General features: G+C 41.3%; 14 protein-coding genes. 4 read left to right on the plus strand and 10 right to left on the minus strand.

Annotation, left to right across the window (positions count from 1 at the left end):
- Position 1 precedes the first annotated feature (1 nt).
- On the plus strand, positions 2-1252 hold the full coding sequence (gene hemG, locus EHS15_RS02910) for a protoporphyrinogen oxidase (protein WP_135759046.1): 1251 nt from the start codon (positions 2-4) through the stop codon (positions 1250-1252).
- Here hemG and hemH read toward each other — a convergent pair.
- From hemH to EHS15_RS02935, 5 genes are all read right to left on the minus strand, one after another.
- Positions 1226-2266, minus strand: coding sequence for a ferrochelatase (hemH, locus tag EHS15_RS02915; RefSeq protein WP_135759047.1), 1041 nt, complete (start codon positions 2264-2266; stop codon positions 1226-1228). The genes hemG and hemH overlap by 27 nt on opposite strands.
- The gene (topA, locus tag EHS15_RS02920; protein ID WP_342775496.1) at positions 2253-4133 is read right to left on the minus strand and encodes a type I DNA topoisomerase; all 1881 of its coding nucleotides are present in this window, start codon (positions 4131-4133) and stop codon (positions 2253-2255) included. The genes hemH and topA overlap by 14 nt, the downstream gene beginning before the upstream one ends.
- 11 nt (positions 4134-4144) lie before the next feature.
- A complete protein-coding gene (cysK, locus tag EHS15_RS02925) occupies positions 4145-5059 on the minus strand; it encodes a cysteine synthase A (RefSeq protein ID WP_135759049.1) in 915 nt (304 codons plus the stop codon).
- 102 nt (positions 5060-5161) lie between these two features.
- On the minus strand, positions 5162-6079 hold the full coding sequence (locus EHS15_RS02930; protein ID WP_246051864.1) for a HEAT repeat domain-containing protein: 918 nt from the start codon (positions 6077-6079) through the stop codon (positions 5162-5164).
- Between the two features lie 36 nt (positions 6080-6115).
- Positions 6116-6664, minus strand: coding sequence for a polyhydroxyalkanoate synthesis regulator DNA-binding domain-containing protein (locus EHS15_RS02935; protein WP_135759050.1), 549 nt, complete (start codon positions 6662-6664; stop codon positions 6116-6118).
- Between the two features lie 60 nt (positions 6665-6724).
- Here EHS15_RS02935 and EHS15_RS02940 point away from each other — a divergent pair, with 60 nt between their 5' ends.
- On the plus strand, positions 6725-7621 hold the full coding sequence (locus EHS15_RS02940) for a response regulator transcription factor (protein WP_135759051.1): 897 nt from the start codon (positions 6725-6727) through the stop codon (positions 7619-7621).
- Here EHS15_RS02940 and EHS15_RS02945 read toward each other — a convergent pair.
- The 5 genes from EHS15_RS02945 to EHS15_RS02965 are packed head-to-tail and all read right to left on the minus strand — an operon-like array spanning position 7595 to position 12424.
- A complete protein-coding gene (locus EHS15_RS02945) occupies positions 7595-8368 on the minus strand; it encodes a hypothetical protein (RefSeq protein WP_135759052.1) in 774 nt (257 codons plus the stop codon). The two genes, EHS15_RS02940 and EHS15_RS02945, sit on opposite strands and share 27 nt — an antisense overlap.
- 18 nt (positions 8369-8386) lie before the next feature.
- A complete protein-coding gene (locus EHS15_RS02950; protein WP_135759053.1) occupies positions 8387-8890 on the minus strand; it encodes a TlpA family protein disulfide reductase in 504 nt (167 codons plus the stop codon).
- 13 nt (positions 8891-8903) lie between these two features.
- Entirely contained in the window at positions 8904-9803 is a 900-nt protein-coding gene (locus EHS15_RS02955) for a decaprenyl-phosphate phosphoribosyltransferase (RefSeq protein ID WP_135759054.1), read from the minus strand.
- Positions 9800-10840 carry a hypothetical protein gene (locus tag EHS15_RS02960; RefSeq protein WP_135759055.1) on the minus strand — a complete coding sequence of 347 codons (1041 nt, stop codon included), beginning with the start codon at positions 10838-10840 and terminating at the stop codon, positions 9800-9802. The genes EHS15_RS02955 and EHS15_RS02960 overlap by 4 nt, the downstream gene beginning before the upstream one ends.
- A gap of 57 nt (positions 10841-10897) precedes the next feature.
- Positions 10898-12424: a potassium transporter TrkG gene (locus EHS15_RS02965; protein WP_135759056.1), complete on the minus strand. Its 1527-nt coding sequence runs from the start codon at positions 12422-12424 to the stop codon at positions 10898-10900.
- A 131-nt stretch (positions 12425-12555) separates the two neighbouring features.
- Between EHS15_RS02965 and fusA the strand changes: the two genes are divergently transcribed.
- The gene (fusA, locus tag EHS15_RS02970) at positions 12556-14673 is read left to right on the plus strand and encodes an elongation factor G (protein WP_135759057.1); all 2118 of its coding nucleotides are present in this window, start codon (positions 12556-12558) and stop codon (positions 14671-14673) included.
- Between the two features lie 176 nt (positions 14674-14849).
- Entirely contained in the window at positions 14850-15500 is a 651-nt protein-coding gene (locus EHS15_RS02975) for an LIC_10271 family cell wall hydrolase (protein WP_135759058.1), read from the plus strand.
- Positions 15501-15503: the final 3 nt, after the last annotated feature.

The following is a 15503-nucleotide window of genomic DNA, read 5'->3' on the forward strand; positions in this document are numbered from 1 at the left end:
AATGGAAGTTGTGATTGTAGGAGGAGGGATCAGCGGTCTGGTATCCGCCTACAAAGCCGCAAAAGAAGGCAAAAAAGCGGTTTTGATCGAATCCAAAGATAAATTAGGCGGAATGATAGGAACCACATCTACTTCTTTCGGAATCGTGGAATCCGCAGCCAACGGACTCATCCAAACCGATTCCATTTTAGATCTATGCAAGGACATAAACCTAACACCTATTTATACGAATGCGGCGGCAAAAAAAAGATATTTCTGGTCGAAAGGAAAAATAAAACAAATCCCTGTCTCTTTTTTGGAACTTCTGAGAGGATTGTATGGATTTTTCTTCAAAGAATTCACACCCAAAGAAAACGAATCTATGAAAGATATCTTCTTTCGTGTTTTCGGAGAAACTATTTCCTTAAATATCATTGAACCTGCATTTGGCGGAATTTATGCATCCGCTTTAGAAGAAATGGATCCGCAGACCGTTTTTTCAGATTTAGATTGGAACAATCAGAAAAGCCTTTATCGAAAACTAAAATCAAAAAAAGATAAAAAACGATCTGTTCCTGCAAAATTAATTTCCTTCCCTTCCGGAATGGGAGAACTCATCGAAAAACTTATAGTTTTCCTGGAAAAAAATACGACAGTTCTTCTGAATCAAAGGATAAACTCGATCGAGGAAATTCAAAACCGATATCCGAATGCGGAAATAAAAATCGCACTCCCCTTCCATTCCGTTTATCATCTTTTAAAAGATTCAGAAGTTACCGAAAAAAAAGTTTCTCCTTTCTCTGAATCGGATCTGCCTCTGCAATCCATCACAAGCATTACCGTTTTTTCGAAATCCAAACTTTTTCCCTCACAAGGATTCGGGATTTTATTTCCTAAGAATGAAACGATACGAGCGAAAGGTGTTTTATCAAACACTGATATTTTTCCAGGGAGATCGAAAGAAGGCGTTTTTTCGGAAACATGGATTTATGCGGGAAAAATTGCAAAAGAACAATCGTTAGAAGGTTTAATCTCAATCTTAAAACAAGATAGAAAACAAGTTTCAGGAAAAGAAGAAGAACTTTCGGGTGTATTTGGAAATGAATGGAAACAATCTTTTCCTATATATGACAAACGATTGAGATTTTGGAATGAAACGATCGATGAAATCGAAAAAGAATTCGAAAATAAAGGCACATCCATTCGCTTTTTAGGAAATTATAGAAGAGGGATAGGATTGAGAAATTTAATCGAATCTGCTTTGCGTCTCTAAAATTAAATCCGCAAGAAAATCGATAAACAAAGGATAGGTGCCAAAAGCAGGGATACGCATATAAGAGTTTGCCCCTGATTGCAGTGCCAAATCTTTAAGTTCAACTCCTATCTCTTCCAAAGTTTCCAGATGGTCACTGACAAAACTCACCGGATAAACTGCTATATCTTTGCCGGAGGAACCCAGTCGCTTTAAAACCTCTTTCGTATTCGGCTCAGTCCATTTTGCAGGACCGACTCTGCTTTGATAGGATATATGAGTTTCTCCGGAAAAACCTTTCTGCCTCAATCTGTTTACGATTCCCTCGACTGTGGCTTCAATCTCCCGCACATAACTATCCCCTTTGCGAACCAACCGCATAGGAATTCCATGAGCGGAAAACACCAAATCGATCTGGTTCCAATTTTTGGGCAGGTTCTTGGTGTCCAAATGGAGAAAATCTTTTGCATCTAAATTTCCTTGGAAAAAGTCGGAAATCAATGAGGCAGAAGCATCTAAGAAACGTTTGTCGGAAGAAAAAGAAGAGACCCATCCCGGTTTCCCGAAAGGAAGTTCCCCCGTCAAGGATTCGATTTTTTTAGCGGTCGAAAGCACGGTAGAACGGGAATATTGAGGATACAATGGCAAAAAGAAATTATTCGAACTAGGCTTATCGTTTTGAGAAAGAACATCTCTTAGATTAGGAAATCCGCAGGTCATTAAAACCCTACCGTTCCATTTTCTTTTCGATTTTTTTTCCAAAGAAGAAACCAAAGCTAACATCTGCTTTTCGGTTTCGGAAACGAGAGGAGATCCTCCTCCGAATCCCATGGAACGATAAGTTCCCGCTACACGAGGAGCTCTTTTCTCAGCAATCCAAACCGCCAGTCTTTTACGGATCGGCTCCCACAAAGGCAGATCGAAGACATAGGGATCTAAAAATAAATCTTTCAAAAAAGGTTCCACTTCTTCGGGAGATCTGGGACCGCCCAGATTGATCAAAGTGATTTTGGAAGATTCTTCAAACAGGCTCATAGGATAATAAGTCACAGTGAGGGTAGTTCGAGCAGAAATAAATCGTTTTCCCTTTCTTAGAGAATTTAGTGAGAATAGTGCCGTCGGAACATTTAGGGCATTTTTTTCGGGAAGGATGCTGCATTGTATCCGGAATTTTAGAAATACCTTTTTCCGTTTTAGGAAGGATGTTTTTCGGTTTCTCTTTTTTTAATTTCAAAACCTTTTTATAGAAACTATCGATTAATGACAGTTTATTGCCTTCTCCTTTTGCTAAAACGTCCAAAGATTTTTCCATATCTTTGGTGAAAGACTCTCCGATCAATTCCTCGAAAGAAGAAATTAAAAAAGCATTTACCTTCTCTCCCAAAGGAGAGGCGCCTAATTTTTTCTTCGCTTCATAGATATATTTTCTCTTTTGCAAAGTGGCGATTGTCTGGGTATATGTGGAGGGCCTTCCTACTCCCGTTTTTTCCATCTTTTGAACGATAGACCCTTCCGTATAACGAACAGGTGGCGAAGTTTTTTTATCCTCCCATTGCCATTCCAAAATGGAGACATTGTCCCCTATTTTCAAACCATTCCCATTGTCTTTAGGCAAAGGTTCGTTTTTACGAAATCCTTTATAACCTGTCGATTTGCCTTCTTTTTCTTTCAGACTCCAGCTTTCTTTTTTGCCTTCGAAAATATAATTTCTTTCCGTACCGGTTTCAGGATTCATAAAACTTTCCAGAAAACGGCTCCAGATAAGTTCGTATAACTTAGCTTCTTCGGGTTTTAAAAAACCTTTTGCTTCATCGGGAGTCAAATAAGGATCGATCGGAAGAATCCCCTCATGAGCACCTTGCGCATGTAATTTGGTTTTTCCTTTTGTAGGTCCTCCCCTAAGCAAAGAAGGGAAATTCTCTTTTAAAAAGCCGAAGGCAAGATTCTTTTTTCCGGAAGAAACATGAGTGGAGTCCGTCCTCATATAAGTGATAAGCCCCGTGTATTCCCCTTTTTTCGTTTTTTTTCCTTCGAAAAGAGACTGGGCGATTTTCATCGTTTGGGAAGAGCTCATTCCTAAAACTCTGGAAGCTGTCTCTTGCAGGCTGGCAGTAGAAAAAGGAGGAGGAGGGAAATTTTTATATTCCTTTTCTTCGATGAATTTTAGAACCAAACTTTCTTTATGCGACAAAGGCCCCGGTTTGGAAGATCCGTATTTTTTCAGAACTTCCAAAGCATCCTTCTCTAACAGCCTTTCTTTTTCTTCAGGCAAAACATAATCCAAAAGAAACTCATCTTTGGAATCACTTACGAGTGCCTTTAAACTCACATAATTTTCAGGAGTGAAATTTCGGATTTCTTCTTCTCTCTGGCAGATCCAACGAAGAACAGTGGACTGAACTCTTCCTGCGGATAAAGAGTTTCCTTTCAATGCCTTCCAGAGCTCAGGAGAAATTTCAAATCCGAAAATGCGGTCGATGACTCTTCGAGCGACTTGGGACTCTACTAAAAAGGAATCAATGGAAGAAGGGGATCCTATTTCTGTAAGAAGTTCCGACTTGGAAATTTCCTTCAATCGAAGACGATAGAGATGGAACTTGCCTCCTTTCAATTCATCTGCAATATGTTTGGCGATTACTTCCCCTTCCCTGTCGGGATCGGAAGCAAGATAAACGGATTCGCAGGATAAAGCAAGTTTGCGGATAGAGGAAAAAACCGCTTTTTTGCCTTTCAGCCAGTCGTATTTAGGTTGGTAGTCGTTTTGAAAGTCGATTCCGTAATCGCGGGGAGGAAGGTCTTTGATATGACCTTTCGTAGCGACAACCTTCCAATCCTTACCTAAGTAAGTTTGTAAGGTCGCCGCTTTAGTAGGAGATTCAACAATGAGAAGTTTGGTGATGATCTCCTCCTAAATCAAACGAAAAGACCTTCGATAGAAAGGTATCTTTCTCCCGTGTCGTAACAGAAAGTAAGAACTTTGGAACCGGCAGGGATTTCTTTCAGTTTTTTAGCGACCGCAGCAAGGCTGGCACCGGAAGAAGTTCCGATAAAAATACCTTCTTTTTTCGCTACGGAAACGGCCATTGCGAAAGCTTCGTCCTTTCCTACAGTGATGATTTCGTCCAAAAGTTCCGTCTTACAGTTCTTAGGGATAAAACCGGCACCTATCCCTTGTAAGGGGTGAGGACCTGGTTTTCCTCCGCTGAGAACGGGAGAACCTTCCGGCTCTACTGCGATCACTTTGAGTTTAGGAAATTTCTTTTTGAGGTTTTCCGCACAGCCGGAAATGTGTCCGCCGGTACCTACTCCTGTGATGATATAGTCTAGTCCGTCCGGAAAATCTTTCGCGATTTCTTCTGCGGTTTTTTCCCGATGCACTTGAATGTTCGCTTCGTTTTCGAACTGTTGAGGCATCCATGCTTTAGGATTAGAAGCTAAAATTTCTTTCGCTTTTTCGATCGCTCCCGGCATTCCCTTTTCTCTAGGAGTGAGCTCGAATTTCGCACCGTAAGCCGCCATGATTCTTCTTCTTTCCACGGACATATGCTCTGGCATAACAAGAGTTATTGCATAACCTTTCACAGCTGCGACCATAGCCAGACCGATTCCCGTATTGCCGGAAGTAGGTTCTACGATCACAGAATCTTTGGTGAGTTTGCCGGATTTTTCGGCATCTTCAATCATCGCTAAAGCAATTCGATCTTTGATGGATCCGCCCGGATTTTGGCGCTCCAACTTCATCCATACCTCATGAGTGTCTCCGAAAAGTCGGGACAAACGGACATGAGGGGTATTTCCAATCGCTTCTAAAATGCTATTTAATTTCATAATTACTCCGCAAATGTTAGTACGCTGCGGAAATCTGATTTTGTCCACGAAGAAATCAGTTCGGATTTCCTCATGGATTGCGCAAAATAGCTAAAATATTCTCTAAGGAACCCGGAATGATTCCAATTGTTTATAGTCCTCTTTCATTTGTGCGAGGACTCCGGGATGGTTCTCCAAGGAAATCGCCTTTTCCAGGTATGGCGAAGCGATTCTAAGATCGAGACGCACAAGTGCTTCCGAAGCCTTTTTTCTGATTTCAGGATCGCTGTCTTGAAGGGATTCCAATACGGATTTAAAATTTTGATTCGGTTCTCTTTCCAAACCGACTAACGCACTCAATATGGAGATTTTGGCATAAGGGTCTTTTTCTTTTCCGTAAGATTCCGAAAGCCCGGAAATAAGTCCTTTTTTACCGCTCTGATAAATTGCATCCGCTGCGGACGCTCTGATATAAAAGTTTTTATGAGAAAGAGACTGTTTGATTTCTTTTTCCGAATTTTCGTTCAGAGGAATGTTTCCCAAAGCTCGTAACATTTCCCCGCAGGCGAGAACCATGGAAATATCATCTTCGAGAAAAAAATAAGGGCTGGATAAACTCTCGTTTCCGTTCACTCCGTCCTTCAAACTGCGAGGTTTGATTTCCCTTTCCACAAGAGGTTCCGCATTTTTTTTAAACTCGGAAAGAAGAGGTTCGATCGCAATTTTTTCTTTCTTTTTGCCGAGTGCTTTCGCTGCATAAAATTTGATCACGGGAGAATTGCCGCTGTAACTAGGGAAGGTAGGATTTCCTTTCAATGCGGAGATGATGTCTCTGACTCCGGAACTATTACTAACATAGGTTAATCGGTCTATGGCGTCTCGGATTTCGTTCGTATCCGCAGAATCCAGTCGCCTTCTCTGCTCTCTAAAAAAAGCGGACTGTTCTTCGGAAACGTCTTTGTTTCCCTGAGGAAACACTTCTGAAAAATATAAAAAACAAAAGGTAAGTGCGATTTGGAAAAAAGTTTTTGCATTGATCATGTTCTTCTTTATGACTCGAAAAAAGAAAAAAAAGGATCAATTGTCTTTCAATTTTTCCGCAACTTCTTTCAATTTTTGAGATAAATCTCCCAAAGTAGCGGTTTCTTTTTCCTGAAGGCTGAGAGAAAATTTTTCCAAATCTTTCTGGATTTGCTCTTTTTTCTCACTGGCACGAGAGGCCATTTTGCGTAAAAGATCTTCCCGATAATGGCTGAAATCGGCCTCTTTGAGTTCCCCCAAATCGACCATGGAATTTACGATTTTTTCCAATCGTTCCGAAGTTAGATAATTGGCTCCGATCCCTCCCAAAACCAACCTTTCGAAAAGACCGGAGATGTCTCTCCCCGTTTCCCGAATGAGAGAAGTCAGCATAAAATTGGAAAAATCTTCGTTTCTTTGCCCCAAACTCACCTTCAAGAAGGTTTGTCCCAAAATTTTAGGGGTAATGTCTTCTCCCGACATATTGTCCAAGACTTTGATCTCTTCTCCACCGATGATCATCCTGGCCACATCCTCTAAGGTGATTGTGGAACTGGTCTCCGGATCGTAAAGTCTTCGATTGGCGTAACGCTTGAGTAGCTTCATGCAAGGAACGTATTTTAAAATGACTTTTCGAGGTGAGGGGTCAACTAAAATACAATCTGAATGGTTCCTCTCTTCGGCGCAGTTTTGACATCTCTTCCTGAAAATGACAGAAATCTAGTTTCTGCCTGGCTGCGTTATTCAGGACTGCATCTCAAAGAAGTGAATGCAAAAAACTGGAAAGATCATTCGGAAGGAATTTTATTTTTTTCAAAATCCTCTCCCGAACTTGCGAAAGAACTTCTGGAATGGAGCATTGAACCATTATTATGCGGAAACTTCGACGAACAGGAAAAACTGAATTATTACGAATCAGGAGCAAGCCTTCTTTGGGAAGAGAGTTGCAGGTCCGTGAACAGCCTCCCCTCTTATCCGCCGAATTTATCTTATACGAATTGGGCGGTATATACTGCGAATCCTATATTTGACAAACATATCTCCACATTGCTTCGTTCCCTGGGAGAAACGGTTTATGTGGAAGGGAAGTTCGAACATTTGCTCAAACGAATCCAAACATCTCCCATCCATTTGGCGATCTTGGATTGGGACAGTTTGGGATCCTCTCTTCCTCAGTGCATAGAAAGATTGAAATCGATCCATAAGGAAAGACAAACCTTGTTTTTAGGTCTGAAAGATTTCGATAGAGACCACCTCTATCGAGACTTAAGTTTGGGAATCTCTCAAATTTCACCTTCTCTTTTTTCAGGAAAAGATCTTTTGGAAGTATTAGCAAGGTCTCTTCCCGTTCGAAAAGAAAGGGAAGAAGAAAACACCAGAACATCGGAATTCAGAAGGATCAAGTTCGAATTTCAGGAAAAAAATCTACCAATGAGATACGAACTGACAGAGGAACGGGAAAAAACGGTTTTGGAAAATAAAGAAGATACGAACGTAAAAAATGTCAGAAACTTATTTCGCTGGCTATACGGAAGATCATTCGAAAAGAAGAAGATCATCTGACGAGAGTTCGCTGGCCCCTCGATTAGGGAATGCCTGCTCGAAAAACAAGGCGGAAAGCAGATCAAAATCCTCATCTTCGGGACGATTCTCCTCTTCCCAAAGTTCGTTTCTTCTTTTGATGAGAAGAGATACAGTGGCATCTTCGAGGGAAAATTCGATTTTGGCACGATTCAATTCTCGAATAAAATAATTCAGATTATAAATCACATAATCTCTGAAATAACGAAGGCTTGCTAAAGTTGGTTCGTATTTCAAAAGAGCTTCCGTCAGATAACAGGCTGTTTTTAAATCTTCCGTATCACCTGTCTCTTTAAAATTGCGAAAGATATTGCTGATGGTTTCGTGCATGGATAGATTGCTGTGATAAGAGGCGCGAATAAAGTCACTCTCTTCTCCGTGTTCTTTCAAATACCGCCAAACATCGATAATTCTTTTTTCTGCGATTGCTGATTTCAATTCCCGATCGGAATCCTCTTCCGTAGGTTTAGGATCCATCAGATGAATGAATAAAAATTTGGTTTCGTATGCGAATCTGGATTCTTTAGGGATATAGTATTCGATCCAGACAGGTTCTCTGAAATAATGAACCGCTTCGGAAGGGCTGATCTCGGGGCTGACTTTTAAAGACTTGAGTTTGCGGACATCGTCGGTGATTACCTTTTTCCCTTCTACCCTAGTTCTGCTTTTTTTGATCTGCCTAAGTTCGGACTTATTAAGCAGTGGTTTGGGTTTGAACGGCTGTTCCATATTCTGATCATCGACAGTTCAATAGAGAGATGTGAGAAAAGAACGCAGCCAAAAACTAAAAGGATTGATCAGTCCCGTGTCGGAAAACAAAACCTTTCCCTCTGCATTGAGGAAAACGGTAGTAGGATAGGCTCCTATCTTCCAATCACGTAACAACTGATAATTTGCGGAATAAACGGGATAATCGATTTTATTTTCTTTCAGATAGTTTTGAAGTTCCAGGGACTCTTCATCTTCCACAACGGATAAAAACACGCTTTTATCGTTCAAAAACTTCAAATTCGTATTCAGCAGATAGGAGTAGGTTTTACAGACAGTGCACCATGTGGCCCAGAAATAAACCACCTTGGGTTTCTTTTCCCAACGGGCGGCTTCGACAGGAGTGGAAGCGAGGGATTCTATGGAAGTTCTAGGCAGAAAACCTCTCCCTTTCAGAAAGGCAAAACCCAAAGTAACGGAAAAAAAGATGATAACAGCAATGACTACTTTGGACCAATAAGGCCAGTTTTTCCAGAAAATCATATACACATCCCTCTTAATGTAAGACAGGGGAAATCGAGGATAAGTTGCCAAACATTAAAAATAAGATGAGGCAAAGCCAGATAGCTCCTGCAACCAGAACACTTTTGTCCGTTAAAATGGCACGAGTCGGATCATGGCCCATATTCTTGATATAGATGATATAAAGGGATCGGAATATGGCATAAACCACAATCGGAACCGTATAGATCATACTTTCAGTGCCTAAATTTTTCGCAGTAGAAGGGCTGATCGTATACATCACATAACTGACCAAGGTTAAAGTGGCGACCACTCCCATCATCAGATCCAGAAATTCTACGGAGTATTCTTCCAGGATTTTACGATGTTTTCCCGCATCGGAGCGAAGGATCGTAATCTCCCCTCTTCTTTTGGAAAATCCCCAAAAGAGAGCTAACATAAACGTACAAAGAAGAAGCCATTGGGAAAACTGAACCTGAATGACAACAGCACCTGCGATCGCACGAACGACAAAACCTACAGAGATACTCATCACATCCAAAATCACTACATGTTTCAAAACTTTGCTGTAGAGAATGTTGAAGATAAGATAAAACAAAGTCAGAAAGAAAAACGCAGGAGACAACCAATAAGAAGCGACAAGCGCACAAGGAAGGATCACTCCTGTCAATGCCAAGGCAAGTCCTGAATCCAAAGCACCGCTGGCAAGAGGTCTGTGTTTTTTCTCAGGATGTTTGGCGTCCTCGTCCTTATCCAAAAAGTCGTTAAACACGTATTGGGAACTTGCGACGAGAGAAAACAAAACGAAAGCGATACACACCTTCGTCAAAGAAGGGATTTCAAATACCTTTTTGGAAAAAATGAGCCCGGCAAACAAAACAATGTTTTTCAGCCACTGAGGGATTCTCATTAATTTAAAATATAGAAATATCATGGAGTAGGTTCGTTTTGGAATTTTTTATGAGCTTCCAAATGTCTCATCTTTAACTCTACTTTGGCGGCATCCTTCACTTGAGGAAAAAAAACAGTGAAATAAGGATCGTTTCCTGTGGTCTCCATTTCGATTAGGTTTCCGGGTAAAGCTTTGTTCGTGACCTTAACATCGTTGATTTGACCGAAGTTGCCCTTGCCTTCAGGGAGTAGATCAGGTCCGATTAGAAACCCTCTTTCATACAAGATTTTTCCATCCGCATCGAATACTTTCAAAGAATCTACGGAGAATTTCATTCTTTTTTGTTCCAAAGGATCGATTCGAACTCCACTAAGCGCTTGTTTTTTGGGAAGTACGAACTCGTAAATGTTCCATTCTCCTTTTTTGGCCAATAATAAAGGAAGTTTTGTGGAAGCAGGATCGGAAGGAGGAGTGTTTTCCGTTTCCAAATAGAACACTTGAACATCTGTTTGGCTCATTTCCGGATAACGAACCTTATTGTAAATCACTGAGCCCACTGCAATGAGTACAAGAGAAACCAAAAACATTCCTTGTATGAAGATTCTTTTTTTAAAGAGTTCGATAGGAGTGAATAACTCGGAACGTCTTAAAATTCGGAAATGTTTTTCCAAATAGGCAAGAAAGTCTCCCAATCCGTTTTCTATTTTTTCCGATTCCTTTTCCGAATAGGTTTTGTTTTCTCTCAGAAGATCGAGCACTTCGGAAAGATTTTCAGATCCGGAAAACTTGGTTTCTAAGTTTGATGAGGAAAGAGCGGCCTTCCAATCATCTCCGAAATTCAACTTAGGTTTATGAGAGTATTGCAATAAAAGATTGATTAGATCCAGTCCTAGATAACGGGAAAGAATGGAACTGTCTTCCCATTTCCCGTTTGAATTCAGAATCTCAAGTGACTCCAAACGAGAGTATGCATTTTCCAAAAGAACTTCGATTTGTTTTTTGCGATCTTCTTTCTCCGTTTCTTCCGAAGAAAGGCTCGGTTTTTTCCATTGAATTTTCAGATATTCCTGTAAAGCCACGTTTGCCTGCCAATCCTTGCAGAATTTTCCCGGGAAGATGTTCGGTAAAGTGATTTTCTAACCGACTTGAATCTTCACACCATCATCGCTTCCTCCCATCTTAGGAACGCCGGAATGACCGGTAGCAGCGATTAGGATGGTGAATATGCCGACCCTTCCTACAAACATAATGGATGCATAAAGAAGTTTCTCTATGTCTCCCAACTGAGGAGTTAAATTCAAAGAAAAACCAACCGTAGAGAAAGAGGAGATCAATTCCAGAAAAATCACATGTAATGAATGTTGATTTTGATCTACGATTCCCAACACAATAAAAGCAAGCGCCAAAGAAAGAGTCGCCAGGAAGTAAACGCGAATGGCGATCGCAACCGAATTTTTGGAAACCACTTCTCCGAAAAGCATCACCGGTTTATAAGGCTGGATCACGTTTTTCAGATAGGCAAGTAACAGAACGAATGTGGTAATCTTGATTCCTCCTGCGGTTCCTTGCGGTCCTCCTCCGATAAACATAAGCACAACGATAATGATAACGGAAGCATCGTTCAAATTCGCAAAGTCCATCGTCGCAAACCCTGCGGTTCTGGAACAAGCGGAGATAAAAAAAGCGTTCGCCACACGATCCCAGAACTCAAGTTTTGCGAATGTATGAGGATTCCCTCTCTCCAAAAAATAAAAACCGAGTCCGCCAAATACAAGCAAGGTGAGAGATCCGTATGTCAAAAGTTTGGATTGGATACGGGTAGATTCTCCCCTGAGATGAAGATTGTAATTATGAATCCTCGCCTCCAAAAAGGCGGAAAACTCCGTAGGAAAAAGAAGAAGTTTGGGAATTCTCCCCGTTGTCAGGGTTTTTCTAAGAAGAATCGTTTCCGTAGAGATTTCGATTCGGCTTACGATACGAAACAGAACCGTCAAAAGAATTTTCTCAAGAAGAATGATGACAGGAAAGCCGATTCCTCCCAAAATCACCAATCCGGAAACGATACAAAGACTGAAAGGATCGTATCTCAATGCAGACAAATCGTTCGTAATCGAAAAACCTGCGTTATTGAAGGCGGAGATTGCGGTGAACATGGAAAAGAACCATCTTTCGTTCGGACCTTCCGTTCCTTCCGGCATATGAAGATAAAGACCGATAGCTCCTAAAAATTCCAAAGTAAAAGAGATGTTGATGATGGAAAGAAGCATCCGATTCACTTCATTGGATTTCAATTTTTCGGTCTCTTCTCCCTTATCGATGGCAGCGGAAGCGAACGCATTGAATTTGGAATTTCTAGAAATCCCTTTGATGACTAAAAAACCTACGATTACGGTAAAACTGATGATCCCTAATCCTCCCAATTGGATGAGAGAAAGTATGATCCAGTGGGTGCTGCCATTCAGTTCGGAAAGATTAACGGGAGAAAGTCCGGTTACACAGATCGCTGAGGCGGAAAGATAGAAGGAATCCACATAAGAAATCTCCCCGGCTTCACTCGTATAGATAGCAAGGGAACCGATGAGGATGGCGGAAAGAAATCCCAGACATACCACCCGCGCAAAAGACATGGTTCTAAAAAATCGCCTAAGGCGTGATAAGATCATTTGCGGTAAAAGGCTCTCTGGAAGCCCAATATTTCCCTGCCGTTAAAAACCCCAAGTACTTTACAAATGAGGCCGATTTCAGAATTTGGTAGAATCTAAATTTATTTTCACACAATATTTTCGAGGAAAGTATGACCTCTGCAGCAGCAACCAAACGCGATCCAAAAATTGAGAAGATTCGTAATATAGGAATCTCCGCACACATCGACTCCGGTAAGACAACCCTTACTGAACGTATTCTATTCTATACAAACAAAATTCACGCGATCCATGAAGTTCGCGGAAAAGACGGCGTTGGTGCGAAAATGGACAGTATGGAACTCGAAAGAGAGCGTGGAATCACGATCCAGTCCGCTGCAACGTATACTACTTGGAAAGACATCCAAATCAACATCATCGATACTCCGGGCCACGTTGACTTTACCATCGAAGTAGAGCGCTCTTTACGTGTCCTTGACTCCGCCATTATGGTTCTTTGCGGGGTAGCGGGAGTTCAGTCTCAGTCCATCACTGTGGACAGACAAATGAAACGTTATAACGTTCCTCGTGTGGCCTTCATCAATAAGCTAGATAGAACTGGTGCCAATCCTTGGAGAGTGATCGATCAACTCCGTGAAAAATTATTCCTCAATGCGCACGCGGTTCAACTTCCTATAGGTCTGGAAAACGACCTAAAGGGAATTGTGGATCTCGTTGAGATGAAGGCTTACTATTTCGAAGGCCCGAACGGACAAGAAATCAAAATCACAGAAATTCCTGAAGAATTGCAAGCGCAAGCCAACGAAAAAAGAGAAGCTCTTTTGGATGCTGTCTCTTTATTCAGCGATGAATTGACGGAAGAAATGTTGGAAGGAACTCCTTCCGAAGAAAGAATCAAAGAAGCGATTCGCAGAGGGGTTCTTGCCCTTAAATTCGTTCCTGTTTTTATGGGATCTGCCTTCAAAAACAAAGGCGTTCAAAAACTTTTGGACGGAGTTTCAGACTACCTTGCTTCTCCTTACGATGTAGAAAACAAAGCGAAAGAAATCGGAAACGAAGCCAATGAGCTTATCATGGAATCCGATCCTGAAAAACCTCTCGTTTGCCTTGCTTTCAAATTGGAAGACGGAAGATACGGTCAGTTAACTTACGTTCGTGTTTACCAAGGCCGCTTGGAAAAAGGGATGACCATCTACAATTCATCCAATAACAAACGTCATAATATCGGTCGTCTGGTGCGTATGCACTCCGACGAAATGGAAGATATCACGAAAGCAGAATCCGGAGACATCGTAGCTCTTTTCGGAATCGATTGCGCTTCCGGGGATACTTTCACAGACGGAAAAACAAAGCTCACTATGGAGTCTATGTTTGTTCCTACTCCTGTAATCTCTCTTACAATCGAATGTAAAGAGTCAAAACAACTTCCTAACTTAGCGAAGGCCCTCAACCGATTCACGAAGGAAGATCCTACTTTCCAAACGGAAATCGACAAAGAATCCGGCCAAACCATCATCAAAGGGATGGGAGAACTTCACTTGGAAGTTTACATCGAAAGGATGAAAAGAGAATACGGTGTGGATCTGGTTACGGGAGCTCCTCAGGTGGCTTACCGTGAAACCATCACTAAGTCCGCAGAATTCGACTATACTCATAAAAAACAAACCGGTGGTCAAGGTCAGTTCTCTCGCGTTGCGGGAATCATCGAACCGATCCCGTTGGAAGAAGGAAAAGACTACGAATTCGTTGATAAAATCGTAGGAGGATCCATTCCTCGCGAATACATCGGATCTTGTGATAAAGGTTTCCGTTCTTGTTTGGAAAGAGGATCTCTCATCGGGTTCCCTATCATCGGTGTTAGATGTACAATCAACGATGGTGCTTACCATGATGTGGACTCTTCCGATATGGCATTCCAAATCGGTGCTCGTTACGGTTTCCGCCAAGGTTTCGGAAAAGCAGCTCCGATCATCCTTGAGCCTATTATGAAAGTAGATGTAGAAGGACCTACAGAGTTCCAAGGAGCTATTTTAGCATCTATCAACCAAAGAAGAGGGATGATTCTAAATACTACGGAAGAAAACGGTTATGCGAAAATCGAAGCGGAAGTTCCTCTTGCTGACATGTTCGGTTACTCCACAATCCTCCGTTCATCTACACAAGGTAAGGCGGAATTTGCGATGGAATTCTCTAAGTATTCTCCGGTTCCAAGAAACGTTGCGGATGAATTGATGAAAAAATACAAAGTCAACAATAAGGAAGAAGAGTAATTTCTTCGAACTAAAAACAGACTTTCTTTTTTCACAAAAGAAAACAGTTTCTGACGAAAAAGCCAAGCACTCGCTTGGCTTTTTTATTTGGGCGAGGTAAAAAGAGGTAAAACGGAAAGAAGGATTCAAAAAAAGAAACCGAATCCTTAAATTCTGTCGAAATTCAAATAGAACCGATGAGAGTTTTTACTACAAAATACATCCTGCTTCTCATCCTATTGCTTCTATTTCCTTGGGAAGGAAATGCGAAACAAAATGCATCCAACCTATCCAATGTTTACCGAGTCCAAAAGGGAGATTCTTGGTGGGGGATCGCCAAAAAATTCAAAATGAATCCGAAAGATTTGGCGGCTCTCAACGGAAGAACTGATAAAGAAGCACTCTACCAAAACGAATTATTAAAAGTATCCGGTTCCACTTCTCTTTCTTCCCAACAATCAGTTTCAAAAACAAAACTCAGTTCCAAGCCGAACTTTCCCCTCCCCCACTGGGAAAAGATCGAAAAACAATATTCCGAACTCACCTATGATCCTCACAAAGGAGTGAGATATTCCAAACAAAACTCCGCTTGGGTAAGAACCGCTTTGGCAGGCAAAGTAGTCCATATAGATTACATGGACGGATACGAAAACTATATCGTTTTAGAACATGAAAACGGATGGTATTCCGTATATGGAAATTTAGAAAGAGTGCAAGTGACGGAAGGCCAAAGTTTGGCCGCCAAAGAAAGATTAGGCACTTTAGCAAAAGACAAAGGACTTTATTTTCAAGTGAATCAAAACAAAACCGCAGTCAATCCGGGCGTATTCTTAGGACAGGGAAAATAAAAG

The organism is Leptospira idonii, from assembly GCF_004770995.1.
GTDB classification, from domain to species: domain Bacteria; phylum Spirochaetota; class Leptospiria; order Leptospirales; family Leptospiraceae; genus Leptospira_A; species Leptospira_A idonii.

Coding starts and splice junctions, on each gene's coding strand:
- hemG (WP_135759046.1), top strand. CDS start 2: ATGGAAGTTGTGATTGTAGGAGGAGGGATCAGCGGTCTGGTATCCGCC.
- hemH (WP_135759047.1), bottom strand. CDS start 2,266: ATGAGCCTGTTTGAAGAATCTTCCAAAATCACTTTGATCAATCTGGGC.
- cysK (WP_135759049.1), bottom strand. CDS start 5,059: ATGAAATTAAATAGCATTTTAGAAGCGATTGGAAATACCCCTCATGTC.
- EHS15_RS02930 (WP_246051864.1), bottom strand. CDS start 6,079: ATGATCAATGCAAAAACTTTTTTCCAAATCGCACTTACCTTTTGTTTT.
- EHS15_RS02935 (WP_135759050.1), bottom strand. CDS start 6,664: ATGAAGCTACTCAAGCGTTACGCCAATCGAAGACTTTACGATCCGGAG.
- EHS15_RS02940 (WP_135759051.1), top strand. CDS start 6,725: ATGGTTCCTCTCTTCGGCGCAGTTTTGACATCTCTTCCTGAAAATGAC.
- EHS15_RS02945 (WP_135759052.1), bottom strand. CDS start 8,368: ATGGAACAGCCGTTCAAACCCAAACCACTGCTTAATAAGTCCGAACTT.
- EHS15_RS02950 (WP_135759053.1), bottom strand. CDS start 8,890: ATGATTTTCTGGAAAAACTGGCCTTATTGGTCCAAAGTAGTCATTGCT.
- EHS15_RS02955 (WP_135759054.1), bottom strand. CDS start 9,803: ATGATATTTCTATATTTTAAATTAATGAGAATCCCTCAGTGGCTGAAA.
- EHS15_RS02965 (WP_135759056.1), bottom strand. CDS start 12,424: ATGATCTTATCACGCCTTAGGCGATTTTTTAGAACCATGTCTTTTGCG.
- fusA (WP_135759057.1), top strand. CDS start 12,556: ATGACCTCTGCAGCAGCAACCAAACGCGATCCAAAAATTGAGAAGATT.
- EHS15_RS02975 (WP_135759058.1), top strand. CDS start 14,850: ATGAGAGTTTTTACTACAAAATACATCCTGCTTCTCATCCTATTGCTT.